The following is a 17161-nucleotide window of genomic DNA, read 5'->3' as shown; positions in this document are numbered from 1 at the left end:
CGGATGCACGACACCAACCACATCATCGAGGGTCGGCTCGAGCGGTTCCTGCGCGATCGCATCCGACCCCACGCCAGCATCGTTCTCGCCGAACTGCAGCTGACCGCCTGGCACGTCGACGGCGGCCAGGGAGAGCCGGTCGAGCCGGCCGTCGCCCTCTCAGACGAGACCGCGGCGCTCTACGAGCCGTTCGAGGTGGGCGACGCGTGGGGCCCCGCCTGGGGAACCACGTGGTTCCGGGTGCGGGGGCGCGTTCCCTCGGGCGCGGCCGGTCGCCGCATCGAGCTGCTCGTCGACCTCGGCTGGCACGGCGACTCGTCGGGCTTCCAGGCGGAGGGCCTCGTCTACACGCCCGACGGGCGCGCGGTGAAGGGCCTCAACCCCAAGAACCAGTGGATTCCGATCGTCGCGGAGAGCGCCGAGGGAGCAGACATCGACCTCTACATAGAGGCCGCCGCCAATCCGCAGGTCTTCGACCGGCACGACCGGCCCTTCACCCCCACGCCGCTCGGAGAGAAGGCGACCGCCGGCATCCGGCCCCGCTATCGCGTGAACCGCGCCGACATCGTGGCCGTCGACGAGGAGGTGACCGCGCTCGTCGCCGATCTCGAGTTTCTCGGGGCGCTGGCCGCCACGCTCGGCGCCCAGGATGCGCGGCGCTGGCGCATCCTCGAGGCCGTCGACCGTGCGCTCGACCTCGTCGATCCGGCCGACGTGCCCGGCAGCGCCCCGGCCGCGCGCGCGGCGCTGCGACCGGTTCTGGATGCGCCGGCCGTCGCATCCGCCCACCGGGTGAGCGCGATCGGCCACGCGCACATCGACTCGGCCTGGCTGTGGCCGACGCGCGAGACGGTGCGCAAGGTGGCCCGCACGGCGGCGAACGTGCTCCAGCTCATGGACGATCGCCCCGAGTTGAAGTTCGTGATGTCGAGCGCCCAGCAGTGGGTCTGGCTGCGCGACGATCGGCCCGAACTCTATGCTCGCGTGCTCGAGAGGGTGCGCGAGGGTCGGTTCATTCCGGTGGGCGGAATGTGGGTCGAGTCGGACACGAACATGGTGGGCGGCGAGGCCATGGTGAGACAGTTCGTTGCCGGATCCCGCTTCTTTCACGACGAGCTCGGCATCGACAGTCGCGTGGTGTGGCTGCCCGACAGCTTCGGCTACTCGGCCGCGCTGCCGCAGATCGTGCGGCTTGCGGGGTTCGACTACTTTCTGACCCAGAAGATCTCGTGGAACCAGGTCAACACCTTTCCGCACCACACCTTCGACTGGGTGGGCATCGACGGCACGACGGTCTTCACCCACTTTCCGGCCGCCGACACCTACAACGGCGACCTCACTCCCGCCGAGCTGGCGCACACGGCTCGCAACTTCGCCGACAAGGCCCGCGCGTCGCGGTCGCTGATTCCGTTCGGATTCGGAGACGGCGGTGGCGGGCCCGTGCGGGAGATGCTCGACAGGGCCGAGCGCGCCGCGGACATCGAGGGGCTGCCGCGCGTGGCCATCGAGTCGCCCGAGGAGTTCTTCGATGCCGCCCGGGCGGAATACGATCCGGCCCCGCAGTGGTTCGGCGAGCTCTACCTCGAGCTGCACCGCGGCACCTACACGAGCCAGTCCGAGATGAAGGCCGGCAACCGACGCAGCGAGCATCTGCTGCGCGAGGCCGAGCTGTGGGCCACGACCGCCGCCGTGCGCGGCGTCGCCGACTATCCCGTCTCAGAGCTCGCCGAGGCGTGGCGGCTGGTGCTGCTCCAGCAGTTCCACGACATCCTGCCCGGATCGTCGATCGCCTGGGTGCACCGAGAGGCGCGCGAGAGGTACGCGCTGGTGCGGGAGACGCTCGAACGGCTCATCGGGGCGGCGCAGGAGGCGCTGGCGGGTGCTGCGCCGGGCTCGGGCGCGGGCCGGGCTCCGGATGCCGCACGGCTGGTCTTCAACGCGAGGCCGCACGCGGTCGACGGGGTGCCCGCGGGCGGGGCGGGCGCGATCGCGCGACCCGTCGCATCCGCTGACGCCGTTCGTGTCTCGCCCGACGGTGACGGATTCGTGCTGTCGAACGACGCCGTGACCGTGCGCCTCGACGGCGCGGGAACGATCGTGTCGATCGTGACCGACGCCGACGGGCGCGAGGCCGTGGCGCCCGGGCAGCGGGCGAACCTGCTGCAGCTGCACGACGACAAGCCCGTGATGTGGGACGCGTGGGACATCGACGGCTACTACCGCAATGCGGTCACGGACCTGGTCGACGTCGACGGCATCGAGCTGGTGCCCGGGGGAGTACTGGTGCGGCGCGGCTTCGGCGCGTCGACCATCGAACAGCGCATCACGCTCGACCACACATCGTCGACCGTGCACTGCGCTACCCGGGTCGACTGGCACGAGACCGAGAAGCTGCTCAAGCTCAGCTACCCCGTCGACGTGCACGCCGAGCGCGCCCGGTTCGAGACGCAGTTCGGGCACCTGTCGCGGCCGATCCACGAGAACACGTCGTGGGATGCCGCGCGCTTCGAGGTCTGCGCGCACCGCTGGGTGCATGTGGGCGAGGGCGAGGGAGTCGCCATCGCGAACGACTCGAGCTACGGGCACGAGGTTCGACGGGTCGCCCGCCAGGGAGGCGGCATGAACACGATCGTGCGGGTCTCGCTGCTGCGCGCGCCGACCTACCCCGATCCCGATACCGACCACGGGGTGCACGAGTTCCACACGGCGATCGTTCCCTCGGCGAGCGTCGGAGACGCCGTGCGGGTCGGGTACGAGCTCAACATTCCGCTTCGCGAGGGCGTCGGGATGCCGGTGGAACCGCTCGTGGCCGTGGTGGGTGACGGTGTGTCGGGCGACGGGATGTCGGGCGTCGTCGTCGAGGCGGTGAAGCTCGCAGAGGACGGGTCGGGCGATGTGATCGTGCGGCTCTACGAGTCGCTCGGTCAGACATCCGTGGCCCGGGTGACGGCGAGCTTCGACGTGTCAGAGCTTCGCGAGGTCGATCTGCTGGAGCGGCCGATGGGGCAGCTCGGACTGCAGCGCGACCCCGTTCTCTCGGGCGACATCGTGACGCTTCGTGCGTTCGAGATCGCGACGCTGCGCTTCGTGCGGTAGGGCGCCAACCCCTATTCCCGGGTCGGTGAAGATACCCCCGGGGGAGTGGGCGAGGTGTATCCCGCGGGCGGATTCGGTTCGCGGTCGATCGGAGGAGTATCTACTACAGCAGCCAGAACGGCTGCCTCCCCGGCCCGGCACGAACGCCCTTCCGGGGCACATGATCCCCAGAATGGAACAGCACATGACTCACAATTTCGATGAGGGCTACGAGCCCGACACGGAGAACACCGACAACTCCGAGCGACGCGGCTTCGGTCGCGGACAGCGCCCCGGCTTCGGCCCGGGCTTCCCGTTCGGCGGCCCGGGCTTCGGCCCCGGCTTCCCCGGTTTCGCCGCACGCGGCGGCCATGGCGGCCACTTCGGACCCCGCGGCTTCCGCGGTGGGCGAGGGCTCGGCGGCCACCTCGGCGAGGTCGTTCTCGCCGAGCGCTTCGCCCGTGGCGAGATCGACGCGACCGAGTACCGGGAGCGCGTCGCCGTGCTCCGCGAGGTGCAGGCCGAAGGACGGGCGGCCCACGAGGCTGCCCGCGAGGCCCGCTCCAAGAACGGCAAGCCCAGCGACGCGTAACGCGACGTTGAACTGAACACCGGATGCCCGGACCGCACACGCGGCCCGGGCATCCGTGCGTGCGGCTGCCGTTCCCTGAGCCCGTTCCGCCCGTTCCCTGAGCTTGTCGAAGGGCTGCCGAATCGACAGCGCAGGACGGCTGGTCCGAGGCTCCGCATCCCCGCCCCACACTCACGCCGGTGAGATGTCACAGGTGGCGGCTTGTCGCCTGTGGGAACCGACCATCTTCGCCACCTCACCGTCGACACGACGCGCCTGGTGAAGTCGAGATCTCGCACATGGTGGGTTTCGCCCGCAGGAGGCCGCCATCTGTGACACCTCAGTGTCGCAGTACGGGTCGCGCCGACGGGTGGTCTCGATGCGCTCGTTCCCTGAGGTTGTCGAAGGGAATCTCTTCGCGCTGGTTGTCGCCCTTCGACAGGCTCAGGGAACGGGCCCTCAGGGAACGGGTGGCTCAGGGAACGGCGAGCTGCGCCGCCACCGTGGCCATCGCGCCCGCGAACTGCTCCGGCCGAGCTCCCGAGTAGTTGAGCCGGATGAACGACCCGGTCGGCTCCGCCGGAAACCAGTCCGCGCCCGGCGCGACCATCACGCCCGCCGCGCGACTGCGCGCGACCAGCCCCGCGACATCCACGTTGTCGGCCAGCCGAACCCACAGATTGAGCCCGCCCCGGGGCAGAAACGTGAGCGCGCCGGCGCCCAGATGCGCCTCGACCTGCCGGGCCAGTTCGTCGCGGCGATCGCGCAGCTGCACCCGCAGCCGCCCGAGGTGGCTGCGCCATCCCGGGTCGCGCACCACGTCGAGGGCCGCCGACTGCAACACCCCGCTCACGTAGAGATCGTCGACCGTGCGATCAGCCTGGATGCGCGCGAGCGCGGGCCCGCGCGCGATCACCGCGCCCACCCGCAGCGAGGGGCTGAGACTCTTGGTGAGCGAGCGGATGTAGACCACGTGACCGTCGGCGTCGTCGGCCACCAGCGGATGCACGTCGCCCTCGATGGCGAAGTCGTGCGCCCAATCGTCTTCGATGAGATACGCCCCGCGTGCCCGAACGACGTCCAGGATCTCCCGGCGCTCGTCGCGGCTCCACTGGGCGCCCGTGGGGTTCGCGAAGTGAGGTTGGGCGTAGAACAGGCGGGCTCCGCTCGAGGCGAAGGCGTCGTCGAGCTCGGTCGCTGAGGGCGCATGCGACCCGCGGGCCACAGGGATGACGCGGAGACCGGCCTGCCGAGCCGCCGCGATCGCGCCCCAGTACGTGGGCGATTCCATGATCACCGCGTCGCCCTGCGCCGCCAGCGCGCGGAAGATCGACGAGAGCGCACTCTGCCCGCCCGGAGTGATCATCACGTCGTCGCTCGAGACGGGCGCGGATGCTCCGACCGGCGCGATCTCGCCGGCGAACCACGAGCGCAGCTCGGGCTGGCCGTCGACCGGGCCGCGGGCGAGGGCGGATGCGCCGCGCGCCGCCCGAGACAGGGCCGCGCGAACGAGGCGGCCGGGAAGCAGTTCTTCTGTGGGGTAGCCCGAGTGCATCGTGATGACCGACGGCGCGACCGACGCCATGGCCGTGCCCACGGCGGACGCATCGGCGCGCGCTTCGCCGAGGGCCGTGGTCTGCCACGCGAAGTCGGCGTGCCGCACGGCCCGGGGGCGCGCAACGAAGCTGCCCGCTCCGGGGCGGGTCTCGATGAGTCCCTCGCCGACCAGGCGCTGCACGGCGCGCTGCACCGTAAGAGGGCTGGCTGAGTGCTCAGTGACGAGCGCGCGAGTGGAGGGCAGGCGCGAGCCTGCCGGGCGGGACTCGACCAGGAGTCGGAGGTGACGCTCGATCGCGGAAGTGCTATCGTCGCTCATGAAAGATGACAGTAGCGCTATCGGGTCTACGGCGCCAGCGCTATCATCCGAGGGTGGTCTCGATACGCCGACTCCTTCGTCGCATGGCAACCCGACCGGCGCAGCTCCGCGAAACGCAGGCCGCCCTTCGACAGGCTCAGGGAACGCCGCGGCCGTATCGAGACCACCCGGCGGTGCGCGAATGAGTCGCGGCGGGCTCGTCTTCGGGTTCCTCGGAGTGCTCGCCTTCTCGTTCACGCTGCCGTTCACCCGCATCGCCGTCGAACAGATCGACCCCCTCTTCATCGGGGCCGGGCGCGCGGTCGTGGCCGCTGTGCTCGCCCTAGTGGTGCTGGCCGTCAGCCGGCAGCGCCTTCCCCGAGGCACCCAATGGATGCGGCTCGCGGTCGTCGCGGTCGGCGTCGTAGCAGGCTTCCCGCTGCTCACGAGCTTCGCGCTGCAGACCGTTCCCGCGGCGCACGGCGCCGTGGTCATCGGCCTGCTGCCGGCCGCGACGGCCATCGCGGCGGTGATCCGCGCGAAGGAGCGGCCATCCATCGCCTTCTGGATCGCCTCGGGCGCCGGCGTTCTGGCCGTGATCGCGTTCATCGCGCTCACGGGCGGCGGCCTCGAGGGGCTGCACCCGAGCGACCTGCTGCTGCTCGGGGCGGTCGTGCTCGCGGCGATCGGCTACGCCGAGGGTGCACTGCTCTCTCGCGAGCTCGGCTCGTGGCAGACGATCTGCTGGGCGCTCGTGGTGGGCCTGCCGATCATGATCCCGCTGACGGCCGTCTCGGTGTCGACGGGCGGCTGGCCCCAGGCCGACAGCGCGCACTGGCTGGCCTTCGGGTACCTGGCCCTCGTGAGCATGTTCCTGGGATTCTTCGCCTGGTACCGCGGTCTCGCCATCGGGCCGATCGCGCAGGTGAGCCAGATCCAGCTCGTGCAGCCGGTGCTCACGATCGTGTGGTCAGCCCTGATCGTGGGCGAGCGCCTCGACCTGCTGGTCTGGTTGGGGGCCCTGGTGGTCGTGGCGTGCGCGGCGACCGCGGTGCGCGCCCGCGTCGCGTCCGCCAGCATCCGCGCCCGCTAGGTGCATCGGCGCCCGGCCGACCGGCGGCGGATGCGCCGAGGAGGCGCGGATGTTCAGCCGGTAGGGTCGGGCACATGTGGGGTCGCATCGTTCTGCTCGTCGTGTGCGCCCTCGCGGCGCTTCTCGTCAGCGCGCCCGGACTGTTCGGGCTGCAGCGACAGCTCGTCTTCGCGCAGCTGATCGCGTTCCGCGGGCTGCTCGCCGTGGGCTTCGTCGCGCTGGCCGTGGTCGGCGCGGTGCTGCTCTGGATGCTCCGGGGCCGGGCCCGTAAGGCACATCCGGTCGTCGCCGGCTTGGCCGTGATCGCCCTGCTCGCGGCGGGCGGAAACGTTGCCGTGCAGGCCGGGCGCGGCTTCGGATCGGACGCGCCGCCCGAGCCCGCCGCCGCCTCCGCTACCGATTCCGCCGACCCGACCACGAGCATCCGGCTTCTCAGCTGGAACACCTACGACACCGTCACCGCCGACGAGATCGCTCGTGTGGCCCTCGCCCGCAATTCCTCGGTGATCACCCTCCCCGAGACGACGCGCGAGACGGCCGAGGCCGTCGGTCGTGCCATGGATGCCGCGGGTCGGCCCATGCAGGTCTTCACCGCCGAGCGCGGCGATCCCGCCGAGACGCCTCCGACGTCGCTGCTCGTGGCGCAGGACCTCGGCAGCTACGAGATCACAGCCGAGCTCGGCGACACCGGCATGCTGCCCAGCGTCGTCGCGCGACCCGCCGACGGCAGCGGCCCCGTGATCGTCGCGGCGCATCCGATGCCCCCGCTGCCGTCGATCATGTCGTCATGGCGCAGCGACGTCGACTGGGTGCTGTCGCTGTGCGACGAGCCCGACCTGATTCTGGGCGGCGACCTCAACGCGACGCTCGACCACCTCGGCCCGCTGGGCGGATGCTCCGACGCGCTCGCCGAGGCGGGCTCGGCCGACGTGGGCACCTGGCCCACGAGCCTGCCGCCACTCGTCGCCGCGCCGATCGACCACGTGCTGACCACGGGCGACTGGCGCGCCGACGCGGCCGAGGTCGTCACGACCGAGGACTCCGCGGGCAGCGACCACCGCCCGATCGCCGCGACCCTGAGCATCCGCGCCCGTTAGGCGCAGTGGCGCCCGGTCGGCCGGCAGCGGATGTGCCGAAAGGGCGCGGACAGTGCAGCCCTAGACGAGCAGCGCCCGCAGCTGCTCCATCGAGTGCACCACGTGGATCGCGCCGGCCGCCTCGGCGGGGGAGCCGTAGCCCCACTCGACCATGATCGTGGGGATGCCGTGCTCGGCCGCGCCCTCGATGTCGTGGTGCCGGTCGCCCACGAGAACCATGTTCGAGAGGTCGACGTCGGCGGCGCGCAGGCGGACGAGCGCCTCGGCCACGACGTCGGCTTTGGCGCTGCGGGTCTCGTCTTCGCTCGAGCCCGTGATGGTGGCGAAGAGGTCGGCGATGCCGAGGTGCTGAAGAATGCGCACGGCCTGCACCTCCGACTTCGACGTCGTGATGGCGAGCGGCACACCGGCGGCGTGGATGTCGCGCAGCACCCCGAGGATTCCCGGGTACACGACGCTGTCGCCCTCGGGCCCGTCTGATGCGGCGAGCCCGCGATAGACGACGAGCGCCTCCTGCGCGCCCCCGGCATCCATGTCGGCGACCGCGCGGAAGCCGTCGAGAATGGGCGGACCCACGAACTTGACCAGTTCGCTGGGCGGCGGAACGGGGTGTCCGAGGATCTCAAGCGTGCGTGCCAACCGGTGCAGGATGCCCGGGGCCGAGTCGGTGATCGTGCCGTCGAGATCGAACAGAATCGTCGACCAGGGCTTGGTGGGGGCGTGGCTAGTCATCGCAGACATCCTATGGGGACGAGGTGGCGCACCTCTCGTGCAGTCACCGGATGGGGTGTCCCGGATTGGAGGCGTCGTAGCGGTGCCGTGCCGCGGCGATGGCGGGTCGCTGCTCGATCGACCAGTCTGCCAACGCCTTGACCAGGTGGGTCAGGCTCCTGCCCGAGTCGGTGAGTTCGTAGGTCACCTGCGGTGGCACCGTCGGGTAGACCGTGCGCTCCACGAGGCCATCGCGTTCGAGGCGGCGGAGCGTGAGTGTCAGCATGCGCTGTGAGATCCCGTCGATGGCACGCTGCAGTTCGCGGAACCTGCGGGTACCGGAGGCGAGCTCGACCACGACGAGAACCGACCATTTATCACCCACCCGGTCGAGAACGTCGCGAATGCCGCAATCCGGATGCTCGTCCTTTCCGCAGGGCTCGAGCTCGGCGGTTACTTCGGTGTTCGTGAGTGACATAAGAGTGCCTTCTTGTGACGGGTCGAGCGACCGGAACACAATCAGCCTAGTTACCGAAAAGAACCACGAAAGGCGATCACGTGATCCTCGTCACCGGCAGCACGGGCAAGCTCGGCCACGCCATCCTCACCCACCTCGTCGACCGCGGTGCGCCCGTGGTCGCGAGCAGCCGAAGCGGCGCCGGCGGATCCCGCCCGCTCGACTTCGACCGGCCTGACAGCATTTCACTGGTGGGCGTCGACACCCTGGTTCTCGTGTCGGCTGGCGAGGCCGAGGACGACGTGGTGATCGCGCGGCACGAGTCCGTCATTGCCGCTGCCGAGCGCGATGGCGTGTCGCATGTGGTCTACACGAGCCTCGTCGGCGAGGGCGATCATCTCGCATTCGCGCTGGCTCATCGGTGGACGGAGCGTCGACTGCAGCGGAGTGCGCTGTCGTGGACGATCATGCGGAACGGGTTGTATGCCGAGCTGTTCGGATCCCTCATGCAGTGGTCAGGGTCGCAGCTGACGTCGGCCTTCGGCGAAGGCGCCCTGGCCGCCGTCTCACGGGACGACCTGGCGGAGGCCGCCGCCGTGGTCGCAGAGTCGCCTCCCGCGCACTCGGGGCAGACCTACGAGCTCGTCGGCCCGCCGATCACCGCTCATCAGGTCGCTGCACTCGTCGGCGCGGTGCCGGTGGACATCACCCTTCAGGTGCGGCGGAAGCAGCTGGACGTGGCCGGGCTGAAGCCCTTCCAGCCGGCCATGCTCATGTCGATCCACACCGCTGTCAGGCACGGTTTTCTTGCTCGCACCTCGGGTGACCTCGCGCGGCTGCTCGGTCGTGAGCCGAGCGATGCCGCCGCCGTCGCGGCCGAGTCGATTCGCGCATCCGGTGTCGCGTCATAGTCTTCGGCGCATCGACATCTTCGGCGCATCGACGCTCGGTGTGCTCGGAGGCGGCACCCCTAGGCTCCATTCATGGTGCACCCATGAAGCGGGCAGTTCTGATCACCGGCGGCGTCGTTGTTGCCGCTGCCCTCGTTGTCGGGCTGGTCGTCTTCAAACCGTGGCTGCTCTTCACCGATGTGCGGGTCGACGAGGTGCTGCCGACGGTGCAGAGCTCTCAGCCCGCCGTGACGCCGGTGCCGGTCGCAACTCCTGACCCCGGCTCGTCCCCGATGCCGACGCCCACGCCCGACCCGGTGCCGGTGGCACTCGCATCCGGCACGTTCGTGAGCCAGGAGCATTCGACCACGGGCACGGCCACGATCATCCAGAACCCTGACGGCACGCGGGTGCTTGCGATCGAGAACCTCGACACCACCAACGGTCCGGATGTCCATGTCTGGCTGAGTGCGGCGGATGCGGTCGAGGGGTACGACGGCTGGTTCCTGGCCGGTGGTGCCGCGTACGTCGACCTCGGCGTGATCAAGGGCAATCAGGGCAACCAGCTCTACGAGATTCCCGCGGATGTCGACCTGAGCGCCTATCGCAGCGTGTCGCTGTGGTGCGTGCAGTTCAGCGTCGGCTTCGGGGCTGCTCAGCTCGGGTGATCGGGCGCCGATCAGCTCGATGAGACGACGTGCACGTCGACCCTCATCGACGAGTCCAGGCCCTCCCGACTCTCCAACATATCGAAGATGCGCTGGTGGGGCTCGTCGAGCGACGGGTCGGCGTAGTGCCGGTCGAACGACTCCTGGTCGCGGTAGAACTCGAACGCCCACATCACATCGGGGTTCTCATCGTCTCGGCTGAGCATCCAGTCGACCGGGCCATCGGGATCGCCGGTGTAGTGCAGGTCGGTGACGTAGTTGAACAGGGCGTCTCCCTGGCCCTCCTTCGCCTGGAATCGCAGGACCACGCCGGGCTGGTTCTTCTTCATGACTTCCTTCTCTCGTTGTTGGAATGTAGTTCCAAAAGCGATTATGGAATGCTATTCCATTCTGTGTCAAGATGGGTGAGTGACATCCCCGACACCTGCTCGCCGGTCGCGGCGAACCGACGCGCTATCGGCGGCCGCCATCATCGACGCCGCGATCGCGGTGCTCGACGCGGAGGGTGAGGAGGCGCTGACCTTCCGCACTCTGTCGATTGCGCTCGAGACCGGACCGGGCGCGATCTACCACCACCTCGCGAGCAAGCAGGAGATCCTCGCCGCGGCGGCAAAAAGGCTCGTGGTTCACGCGCTTGCTGACGTGCCATCGGACCTCGACGCTGAGAACGGAATCCGCGAGGTGATGCTCGCCTTCTTCGACCTGTTCGACGCGCATCCCTGGGTCGGCACGCAGCTCTCGCGCGAACCCTGGCAGGCCGCATTGCTGGAGATGTTCGAGGCCATCGGTGCCCATCTCGACGGACTGGGCGTCGACGAGCGATATCAGTTCACCGCCGCCTCGAGCCTGCTCAACTTCGTGCTCGGCGTCGCCGGGCAGCACGCGTCGGCAACACGCCTCGCGCGCGATCTCGATCGCAGCACTTTTCTCCGAGACATCGCCGAAGGCTGGAAAGACGAGGCGACCGCCGCGTCGCACCCGTTCTCCCGCCGGATGGCGGACCAGCTCGCCGAACACGACGACCGGCAGCAGTACATCGACGGAGTCGACTTCATCCTCGCCGGCATCAGTGCGGTCGCAGCCGGAGGCGGGTTTCGATGAAGCGTCCACCGACCATGCCTGATGTCCCAGCCTTCATCCTTGCAATCGTCCGGGGATTGGCCCTGTACCTGTTGATTCCGCTCGCGTTCGTTTTTTGGATCGTGGCTTTTCTGTGGTTATTCAGGTATTCGAAGTCCCTTCCACAGTTCATTACATGGGTCGACTACAACTTCTGTGTCTCGCTGATTCGGGGACCTCTGCGTCCACTCATTCCCGAGCCCCGTGCGGAATGGCTCCCACTGCGCCGAATCAAAGAAATGACGGATCGAACCAAACTGGTTGACTTGCTCTAGCCTTCCTATGTCTCGAGTCCTGCGCCCTGTTGTCACCAATCGAGTCACCGTGGACGCATAGTGATGGTCGGCCTAGCGGTGGGGGATTGGAACGGAGAAGGAACGTATGGAGAGAAAACAAGCGTCTCGTCGACAACGCTTGGCAATTTTCGGGTTCGTCCTGTCACTCGTGACATTCATCGGGGCGTCCGTATCCATCATGCTTATCCACATTCTGGCGGCCCCCTATACGGGCCCCGCCATAGACGACTGGGACGCAAGTGAACTCGACGCATCCGGGCTAGAAGTGCTCGGGCGATATGCGGCAGCCGTCCTCTGGATCAACATCGCCGGAACGGTTCTCGGGGTGGCAGCCTTGGTGATCGCAATACGAAGTCGAAAATCGGGCTTGCTTTGGATTCCGACAATAGTCCTCGCCCTTCTAGCTCCGGTTGTGTGCTTCATTCCGTCGATCTGGATGTTCGGTGCGGCGTATTAGATCACACGACGTGAGGGTGGGACCGTCTAGCTGAGTGTGACCTCCCTGTCAGCAACTGCGCCATAGAATCACCTTCATAGAACAGCACCCCACGGCCGCACAGGATCCCGCCTCCTCTGCCGAGCCCCCCAGTCGCCGCGGACTCGTTGTCGTCGTCTCGCTCCTGGCGGCCTCGTTCGTGGTGATCGCCACGGGCATCCTGCCGTGGCGCGACACCCTCGTGCTCGCCGATCGCGTTGTGCCGGTTCTTGGCTTCGTGGCCGCGATCACGATCGTCACCGAACTCGCCGCCGAGGCGGGAGTCTTCACCGCGCTCGCGGGCCGGCTGGCGCGCTGGGGCCGCGGTCGACGCATCCTGCTCTGGCTGTTCGTGCTGGCGCTCGCGGTGGTCTCGACCATCTTCCTGTCGCTCGACACGACCGCCGTACTCGTGACGCCGGTGGTCGTGCTGCTCGCCCTGCACGCGGGCCTGCCGCCCCTGCCGTTCGCGCTCGCCACGGTGTGGCTGGCGAACACCGCCTCCCTGCTGCTGCCGGTGTCGAACCTCACCAACCTGCTCGCCGAAGGGCGAATGGATGTCGGTGGTCCGGCCGGATTCGCGGCGCTCGTCGCCGCTCCTGCCGCGGTCGGCATCCTCGTGCCGGTCATCGTGCTCAGCCTGATGTTCCGCAAGGAGCTGCGCGGACGCTACTCCGCGCCCGCCGTAGAGAAGGCGCCCGACCGCACCCTCCTCCTCGTGAGCGCGATCGTGGTCGCAGCCCTGCTGCCGCTGCTCGTCTCCGGCCTGCCCGTCTGGATTCCGGCCACCGTCGCCGCCGTGGTGATCGTGGTGCTGTTCGGCATCCGGCGCCCCGGCGCCCTGAGCCTGAAGCTCGTGCCCTGGCAGCCGCTCGGCATCGCGGTGGGGCTGTTCGTGCTCGTCGAGACGGCCCACGCACGCGGACTCACCGCCTTCATCTCGAACATCGGCGGATCGGGCACCGACCTGCTGAGCCTGCTGCAGCTCTCGGCTCTCGGCACGGTCTCGTCGAACGCCATCAACAACCTGCCCGCCTACCTCGTGCTCGAGCCGATCGGCCACTCGCCGGTGCGCCTCGCCGCCCTGCTCATCGGGGTGAACCTCGGGCCGCTGATCACCCCGTGGGCCTCGCTCGCGACGCTGCTCTGGCACCAGAAGATCACCGGCCTCGGAGTGGCCCTGTCGTGGCCGAAGTTCATGCTGGCCGGCCTCGGCGTGGTGCTGCTGACGGTGCCGCTCGCGACCGTGGCGCTGTGGCTGACGAGCGGCGCCCGTTAGGAATCCGTTAGGACTGCAGTGCTGCGGCGGCATCCGGTCACCGGCATAGCCGCGCGGGGGCCAAGCTGTACTCATGACGACTTCCACAGTGCGCCGGCGCGGCCTGGGCGCGTGGCTTCTGGATGGCCTGACCGACGACGCAGGCTCTCATCAGGGCCCGCACGCCGCGAAGGTCGAGAAGACGAACTCGTGGTGGCGGGTGATGTGCCTCACCGGCGTCGACTACTTCTCGACCCTCGGCTACCAGCCCGCGATCGCCGCCGTCGCCGCGGGGCTGCTCTCGCCCTTCGCCACGGTCGTGCTCGTGCTGCTGACCCTCTTCGGGGCGCTGCCCGTCTACCGCCGCGTCGCCCGCGAGAGCTTTCGCGGAGAGGGCTCGATCGCCATGCTCGAGCGCCTGCTTCCATGGTGGGGCGGCAAGCTGTTCGTGCTCGTGCTGCTGGGCTTCGCGGTCACCGACTTCATGATCACCATCACCCTGTCGGCGGCGGATGCGACGGCGCACGCCGTCGAGAATCCGTTCGCCCCGAGTTGGTTCCACGGCAACGAGGTCGTGATCACGCTCGTGCTCGTGGCCCTGCTGGCCGCGGTGTTCCTGCGCGGATTCAAGGAGGCCATCAACATCGCCGTGGTGCTCGTGGCCGTGTTCCTCGTTCTCAACGCGATCGTGATCGTCGTGTCGATCGGGCACGTCGCCGAGAACGCGGTCGTCGTCACCGACTGGTGGGCCGCGCTCACCGCCCAGCACGGCAACCCCGTGGTGATGGTCGGCATCGCCCTCATCGTCTTCCCCAAGCTCGCACTGGGACTCTCCGGCTTCGAGACGGGCGTGGCGGTCATGCCGCAGATCTCAGGAAAGCCCGGCGACACCGAGGCCAACCCGGCCGGACGCATCCGGGGCGCGCAGCGGCTGCTCACGACCGCGGCGATCATCATGTCGACGTTCCTCATCACGTCGAGCATCGTGACCACGTTCCTCATTCCGCAGGAGGAGTTCAAGTCGGGCGGCGAGGCCAACGGGCGCGCCCTCGCCTACCTCGCGCACGAATACCTGGGGCCTGCATTCGGAACGATCTACGACATCAGCACCATCTGCATCCTGTGGTTCGCCGGCGCCTCGGCCATGGCCGGCCTGCTCAACCTGGTGCCCCGCTACCTGCCGCGCTACGGAATGGCGCCGCAGTGGGCGCGGGCCGTGCGGCCGCTCGTGATCGTGTTCTCGCTGATCGCGTTCGTGATCACGATCGTGTTCCAGGCCGACGTGGATGCCCAGGGCGGCGCGTACGCGACCGGCGTGCTGGTGCTGATCACCTCGGCATCCGTGGCCGTGACGCTCTCGGCCCTGCACAAGAAGCAGCGCAAGCGCACGGTCGGATTCGGGTTGATCGCGATCGTCTTCGTGTACACGACCATCACGAACGTGTTCGAGCGGCCAGACGGCGTGCGGATCGCGGCGCTGTTCATCCTCGGCATTCTCGTGGTGTCGATCGTGTCGCGGGTGCAGCGCTCGTTCCAGTTGCGCGCTACTTCGGTCACGTTGGATGCGGCGGCGCAGGACTTCGTGCTGGCCGACGCGGATGCCTACGACCAGGTTCTCATCGTCGCCAACGAGCCCGACGACGGCAGCGCGAGCGAATACAAGCAGAAGATCTCCGAAGAGCGCCGAGACAGCGGAATCCCGTCGCGACGGCCGGTGATCTTCCTCGAGGTCTACCCCACCGACTCGTCGAACTTCGAGGAGGATCTCGAGGTGCGGGGCGTCGTGCGGCACGGCAACCGGGTGCTGCAGGTGACGAGCGGCAACATCCCGAACACGATCGCCACGGTGCTGCTCGCTATTCGCGACCTCACGGGCACGGTGCCCGACATCTACTTCGAGTGGACCGAGGGCAACCCCATCTCGAACATGTTCAAGTACCTGATCACGGGCGGCGGCGAGGTCGCGCCGGTGACGCGCGAGGTGCTGCGCCGGGCCGAGTCTCAGCGCACGAGGCGCCCCGACGTGCACGTGAGCTAGCACTCGCCGAGCGCGGTGTCCAGGCTCAGGCGAGGCCGAGCAGAGTCAGCGGGAAGCCGCCGAAAAGGAAGAGCGGGATCGGGAGCACGACTGCGGCGATTCCTCCGATGAGGCTTCGGCGCGCGGCTCGGGCGCCCAGTCCGGTGGCTCCCGCGGCATCCGCAGTCGCAGCCCAGCGCAGGCCGCGGCGCGCGAAGACGATCGCGCGGATCGCGAAGTACCAGATCACGGGGATGCAGATGAACACGAAGGGCGCGAGCACCAGCTGGCCGTCGGCGCGCAGCAGGTAGAGCGGCGCCCAGAGAACGACGAATCCGATCACCGTGAGGACGCCCGCCAGCGTGGCGCTCACCGTGGCGGTGCGGGCGGCGCTGTTGACGAGGGGTTTCGGAAGCAGCTTGAGCGCGCTCTTGTCTGGTTCCATGGGGGCGAGTTTAGTTGCCGAGCGCTTCGTCGACGAGGGCGCGCTTCACGATCACCTGTCGACTTCCCGGGTCGAACTGCACGGCCACGATGTCGGCGCTCTGCACGATCGCGAGGGCATCGCGGCCCGCGAGGATCGTTCCCTGCACGTCGGCGCGTTCGGCCTCGGGCACGGCGAGTCCCAGCTCGGAGAGCGACGTGAACAGGGGCAGCACCAGCTGGCCGTCTGTGGAGGTGAGTGTGCGCACACGCGGGCCGGACTCGGGGGTCGACCCCGTGACATCCACGACCAGCCCGCCCGTGGTCGCGAGCGACAAGACCTTCTGGATGCCGGCCACGCTCGGCTCGGCCTCGAACGCGGCGAGGGCGTCGCGCACGGCGGTGTTCACGTACGAGCGGGGAAAGGGAACGGGGCGCTTGGCCATGGGGGCTCCTAGAAGAGTCGGGAGTCGCTGTCGTCGAGGCCGCGCATGGCGTCGTAGTCGAGCACTACGCAGCGGATGCCGCGGTCCTGCGCGAGCATGCGGGCCTGCGGCTTGATCTCTTGAGCGGCGAAGATGCCTTGCACGGGCGAGAGGTGCGGGTCGCGGTTCATGAGCTCGAGGTAGCGGGTGAGCTGCTCGACGCCGTCGATGTCGCCGCGTCGCTTGATCTCGATGGCCACGGCCGCGCCGCCCGAATCGCGGGCCAGGATGTCGACGGGCCCGATGGCGGTCATGTACTCGCGGCGAACGAGCGTGTGCCCGTCGCCCAGCAGGGTGATCTGCTCGGCCAGAAGCTTCTGCAGGTGCGCCTCGACTCCGTCTTTCTGGAGGCCGGGGTCGATGCCGAGCTCGTGCGACGAGTCGTGAAGCACGTCGTAGATGCTGACCACGAGAACGTCGTCGGTCTTCTTCTGGGTGACCTTCCAGAGCTGGGTGATGCCGGCATCCTTTTGCACGTCGTCGGGCTCGTCGAAGGTGATGTAGCAGGGCGGGCTCATCCAGTTGAGCGGCTTGTACGAGCCGCCGTCGGAGTGCACCAGGATCGACCCGTCGCTCTTGAGCATGAGGAGTCGGGTGGCCAGAGGCAGGTGCGCCGAGAGGCGGCCTGCGTAGTCGACGGAACAGTTCGCAATGACGAGACGCACCGTGCG

At 68.7% G+C, this 17161-nt stretch carries 17 protein-coding genes; 10 read left to right on the top strand and 7 right to left on the bottom strand.

Annotation, left to right across the window (positions count from 1 at the left end):
* Positions 1 to 3: 3 nt before the first annotated feature.
* Positions 4 to 3096 carry an alpha-mannosidase gene (locus tag ASF06_RS04340; RefSeq protein WP_055943741.1) on the top strand — a complete coding sequence of 1031 codons (3093 nt, stop codon included), beginning with the start codon at positions 4 to 6 and terminating at the stop codon, positions 3094 to 3096.
* A gap of 184 nt (positions 3097 to 3280) precedes the next feature.
* Positions 3281 to 3667, top strand: coding sequence for a hypothetical protein (locus ASF06_RS19970; RefSeq protein WP_055932425.1), 387 nt, complete (start codon positions 3281 to 3283; stop codon positions 3665 to 3667).
* A 454-nt stretch (positions 3668 to 4121) separates the two neighbouring features.
* On the opposite strand, the gene ASF06_RS04330 is transcribed toward ASF06_RS19970, so the two are convergent.
* Positions 4122 to 5522, bottom strand: coding sequence for an aminotransferase-like domain-containing protein (locus ASF06_RS04330; RefSeq protein WP_055943738.1), 1401 nt, complete (start codon positions 5520 to 5522; stop codon positions 4122 to 4124).
* Positions 5523 to 5703: 181 nt separating this feature from the next.
* Here ASF06_RS04330 and ASF06_RS04325 point away from each other — a divergent pair, with 181 nt between their 5' ends.
* Positions 5704 to 6594, top strand: coding sequence for a DMT family transporter (locus ASF06_RS04325; protein ID WP_055943735.1), 891 nt, complete (start codon positions 5704 to 5706; stop codon positions 6592 to 6594).
* 74 nt (positions 6595 to 6668) lie between these two features.
* The gene (locus ASF06_RS04320; protein ID WP_055943732.1) at positions 6669 to 7691 is read left to right on the top strand and encodes an endonuclease/exonuclease/phosphatase family protein; all 1023 of its coding nucleotides are present in this window, start codon (positions 6669 to 6671) and stop codon (positions 7689 to 7691) included.
* Between the two features lie 60 nt (positions 7692 to 7751).
* Here the strand turns inward: ASF06_RS04320 and ASF06_RS04315 are convergent, their stop codons facing one another.
* Entirely contained in the window at positions 7752 to 8423 is a 672-nt protein-coding gene (locus ASF06_RS04315; RefSeq protein WP_055943729.1) for an HAD hydrolase-like protein, read from the bottom strand.
* Positions 8424 to 8466: 43 nt separating this feature from the next.
* Entirely contained in the window at positions 8467 to 8880 is a 414-nt protein-coding gene (locus tag ASF06_RS04310) for a winged helix-turn-helix transcriptional regulator (RefSeq protein ID WP_055943725.1), read from the bottom strand.
* Between the two features lie 80 nt (positions 8881 to 8960).
* Between ASF06_RS04310 and ASF06_RS04305 the strand changes: the two genes are divergently transcribed.
* Positions 8961 to 9770, top strand: a complete 810-nt coding sequence (locus tag ASF06_RS04305; protein ID WP_055943722.1) for an NAD(P)H-binding protein — start codon at positions 8961 to 8963, stop codon at positions 9768 to 9770.
* A gap of 83 nt (positions 9771 to 9853) precedes the next feature.
* Positions 9854 to 10417, top strand: coding sequence for a DM13 domain-containing protein (locus tag ASF06_RS04300; protein ID WP_200920302.1), 564 nt, complete (start codon positions 9854 to 9856; stop codon positions 10415 to 10417).
* 11 nt (positions 10418 to 10428) lie between these two features.
* On the opposite strand, the gene ASF06_RS04295 is transcribed toward ASF06_RS04300, so the two are convergent.
* A complete protein-coding gene (locus ASF06_RS04295; protein WP_055943716.1) occupies positions 10429 to 10746 on the bottom strand; it encodes a putative quinol monooxygenase in 318 nt (105 codons plus the stop codon).
* A 79-nt stretch (positions 10747 to 10825) separates the two neighbouring features.
* Between ASF06_RS04295 and ASF06_RS04290 the strand changes: the two genes are divergently transcribed.
* The 4 genes from ASF06_RS04290 to ASF06_RS04270 all read left to right on the top strand — a co-directional run bounded on the left by ASF06_RS04290 (position 10826) and on the right by ASF06_RS04270 (position 15603).
* Complete coding sequence (locus ASF06_RS04290; protein ID WP_055943713.1) at positions 10826 to 11518, top strand: TetR/AcrR family transcriptional regulator; 693 nt, start codon at positions 10826 to 10828, stop codon at positions 11516 to 11518.
* A 399-nt stretch (positions 11519 to 11917) separates the two neighbouring features.
* Positions 11918 to 12289 (top strand): hypothetical protein, encoded by a 372-nt coding sequence (locus tag ASF06_RS04280; RefSeq protein WP_157439063.1) that lies wholly within the window; start codon positions 11918 to 11920, stop codon positions 12287 to 12289.
* Between the two features lie 163 nt (positions 12290 to 12452).
* Positions 12453 to 13586: an SLC13 family permease gene (locus tag ASF06_RS04275; RefSeq protein WP_055943707.1), complete on the top strand. Its 1134-nt coding sequence runs from the start codon at positions 12453 to 12455 to the stop codon at positions 13584 to 13586.
* A gap of 73 nt (positions 13587 to 13659) precedes the next feature.
* Positions 13660 to 15603, top strand: a complete 1944-nt coding sequence (locus ASF06_RS04270) for an amino acid transporter (RefSeq protein WP_055943704.1) — start codon at positions 13660 to 13662, stop codon at positions 15601 to 15603.
* Positions 15604 to 15628: 25 nt separating this feature from the next.
* Here the strand turns inward: ASF06_RS04270 and ASF06_RS04265 are convergent, their stop codons facing one another.
* Genes ASF06_RS04265 through nucS form a run of 3 tightly spaced genes read right to left on the bottom strand, consistent with a single transcriptional unit; the run spans position 15629 to position 17155 of the window.
* Positions 15629 to 16027: a hypothetical protein gene (locus ASF06_RS04265; RefSeq protein ID WP_055943701.1), complete on the bottom strand. Its 399-nt coding sequence runs from the start codon at positions 16025 to 16027 to the stop codon at positions 15629 to 15631.
* Positions 16028 to 16037: 10 nt separating this feature from the next.
* Positions 16038 to 16451, bottom strand: coding sequence for an SseB family protein (locus ASF06_RS04260; RefSeq protein WP_055943698.1), 414 nt, complete (start codon positions 16449 to 16451; stop codon positions 16038 to 16040).
* An 8-nt stretch (positions 16452 to 16459) separates the two neighbouring features.
* Positions 16460 to 17155: an endonuclease NucS gene (gene nucS / locus ASF06_RS04255; protein ID WP_055943697.1), complete on the bottom strand. Its 696-nt coding sequence runs from the start codon at positions 17153 to 17155 to the stop codon at positions 16460 to 16462.
* Positions 17156 to 17161: the final 6 nt, after the last annotated feature.

This window comes from Agreia sp. Leaf244, assembly GCF_001422695.1.
Taxonomy (GTDB): Bacteria; Actinomycetota; Actinomycetes; order Actinomycetales; family Microbacteriaceae; genus Agreia.
Note: the sequence above shows the minus strand (reverse complement) of the source record. Positions and strands in the feature narration are given on the sequence as shown.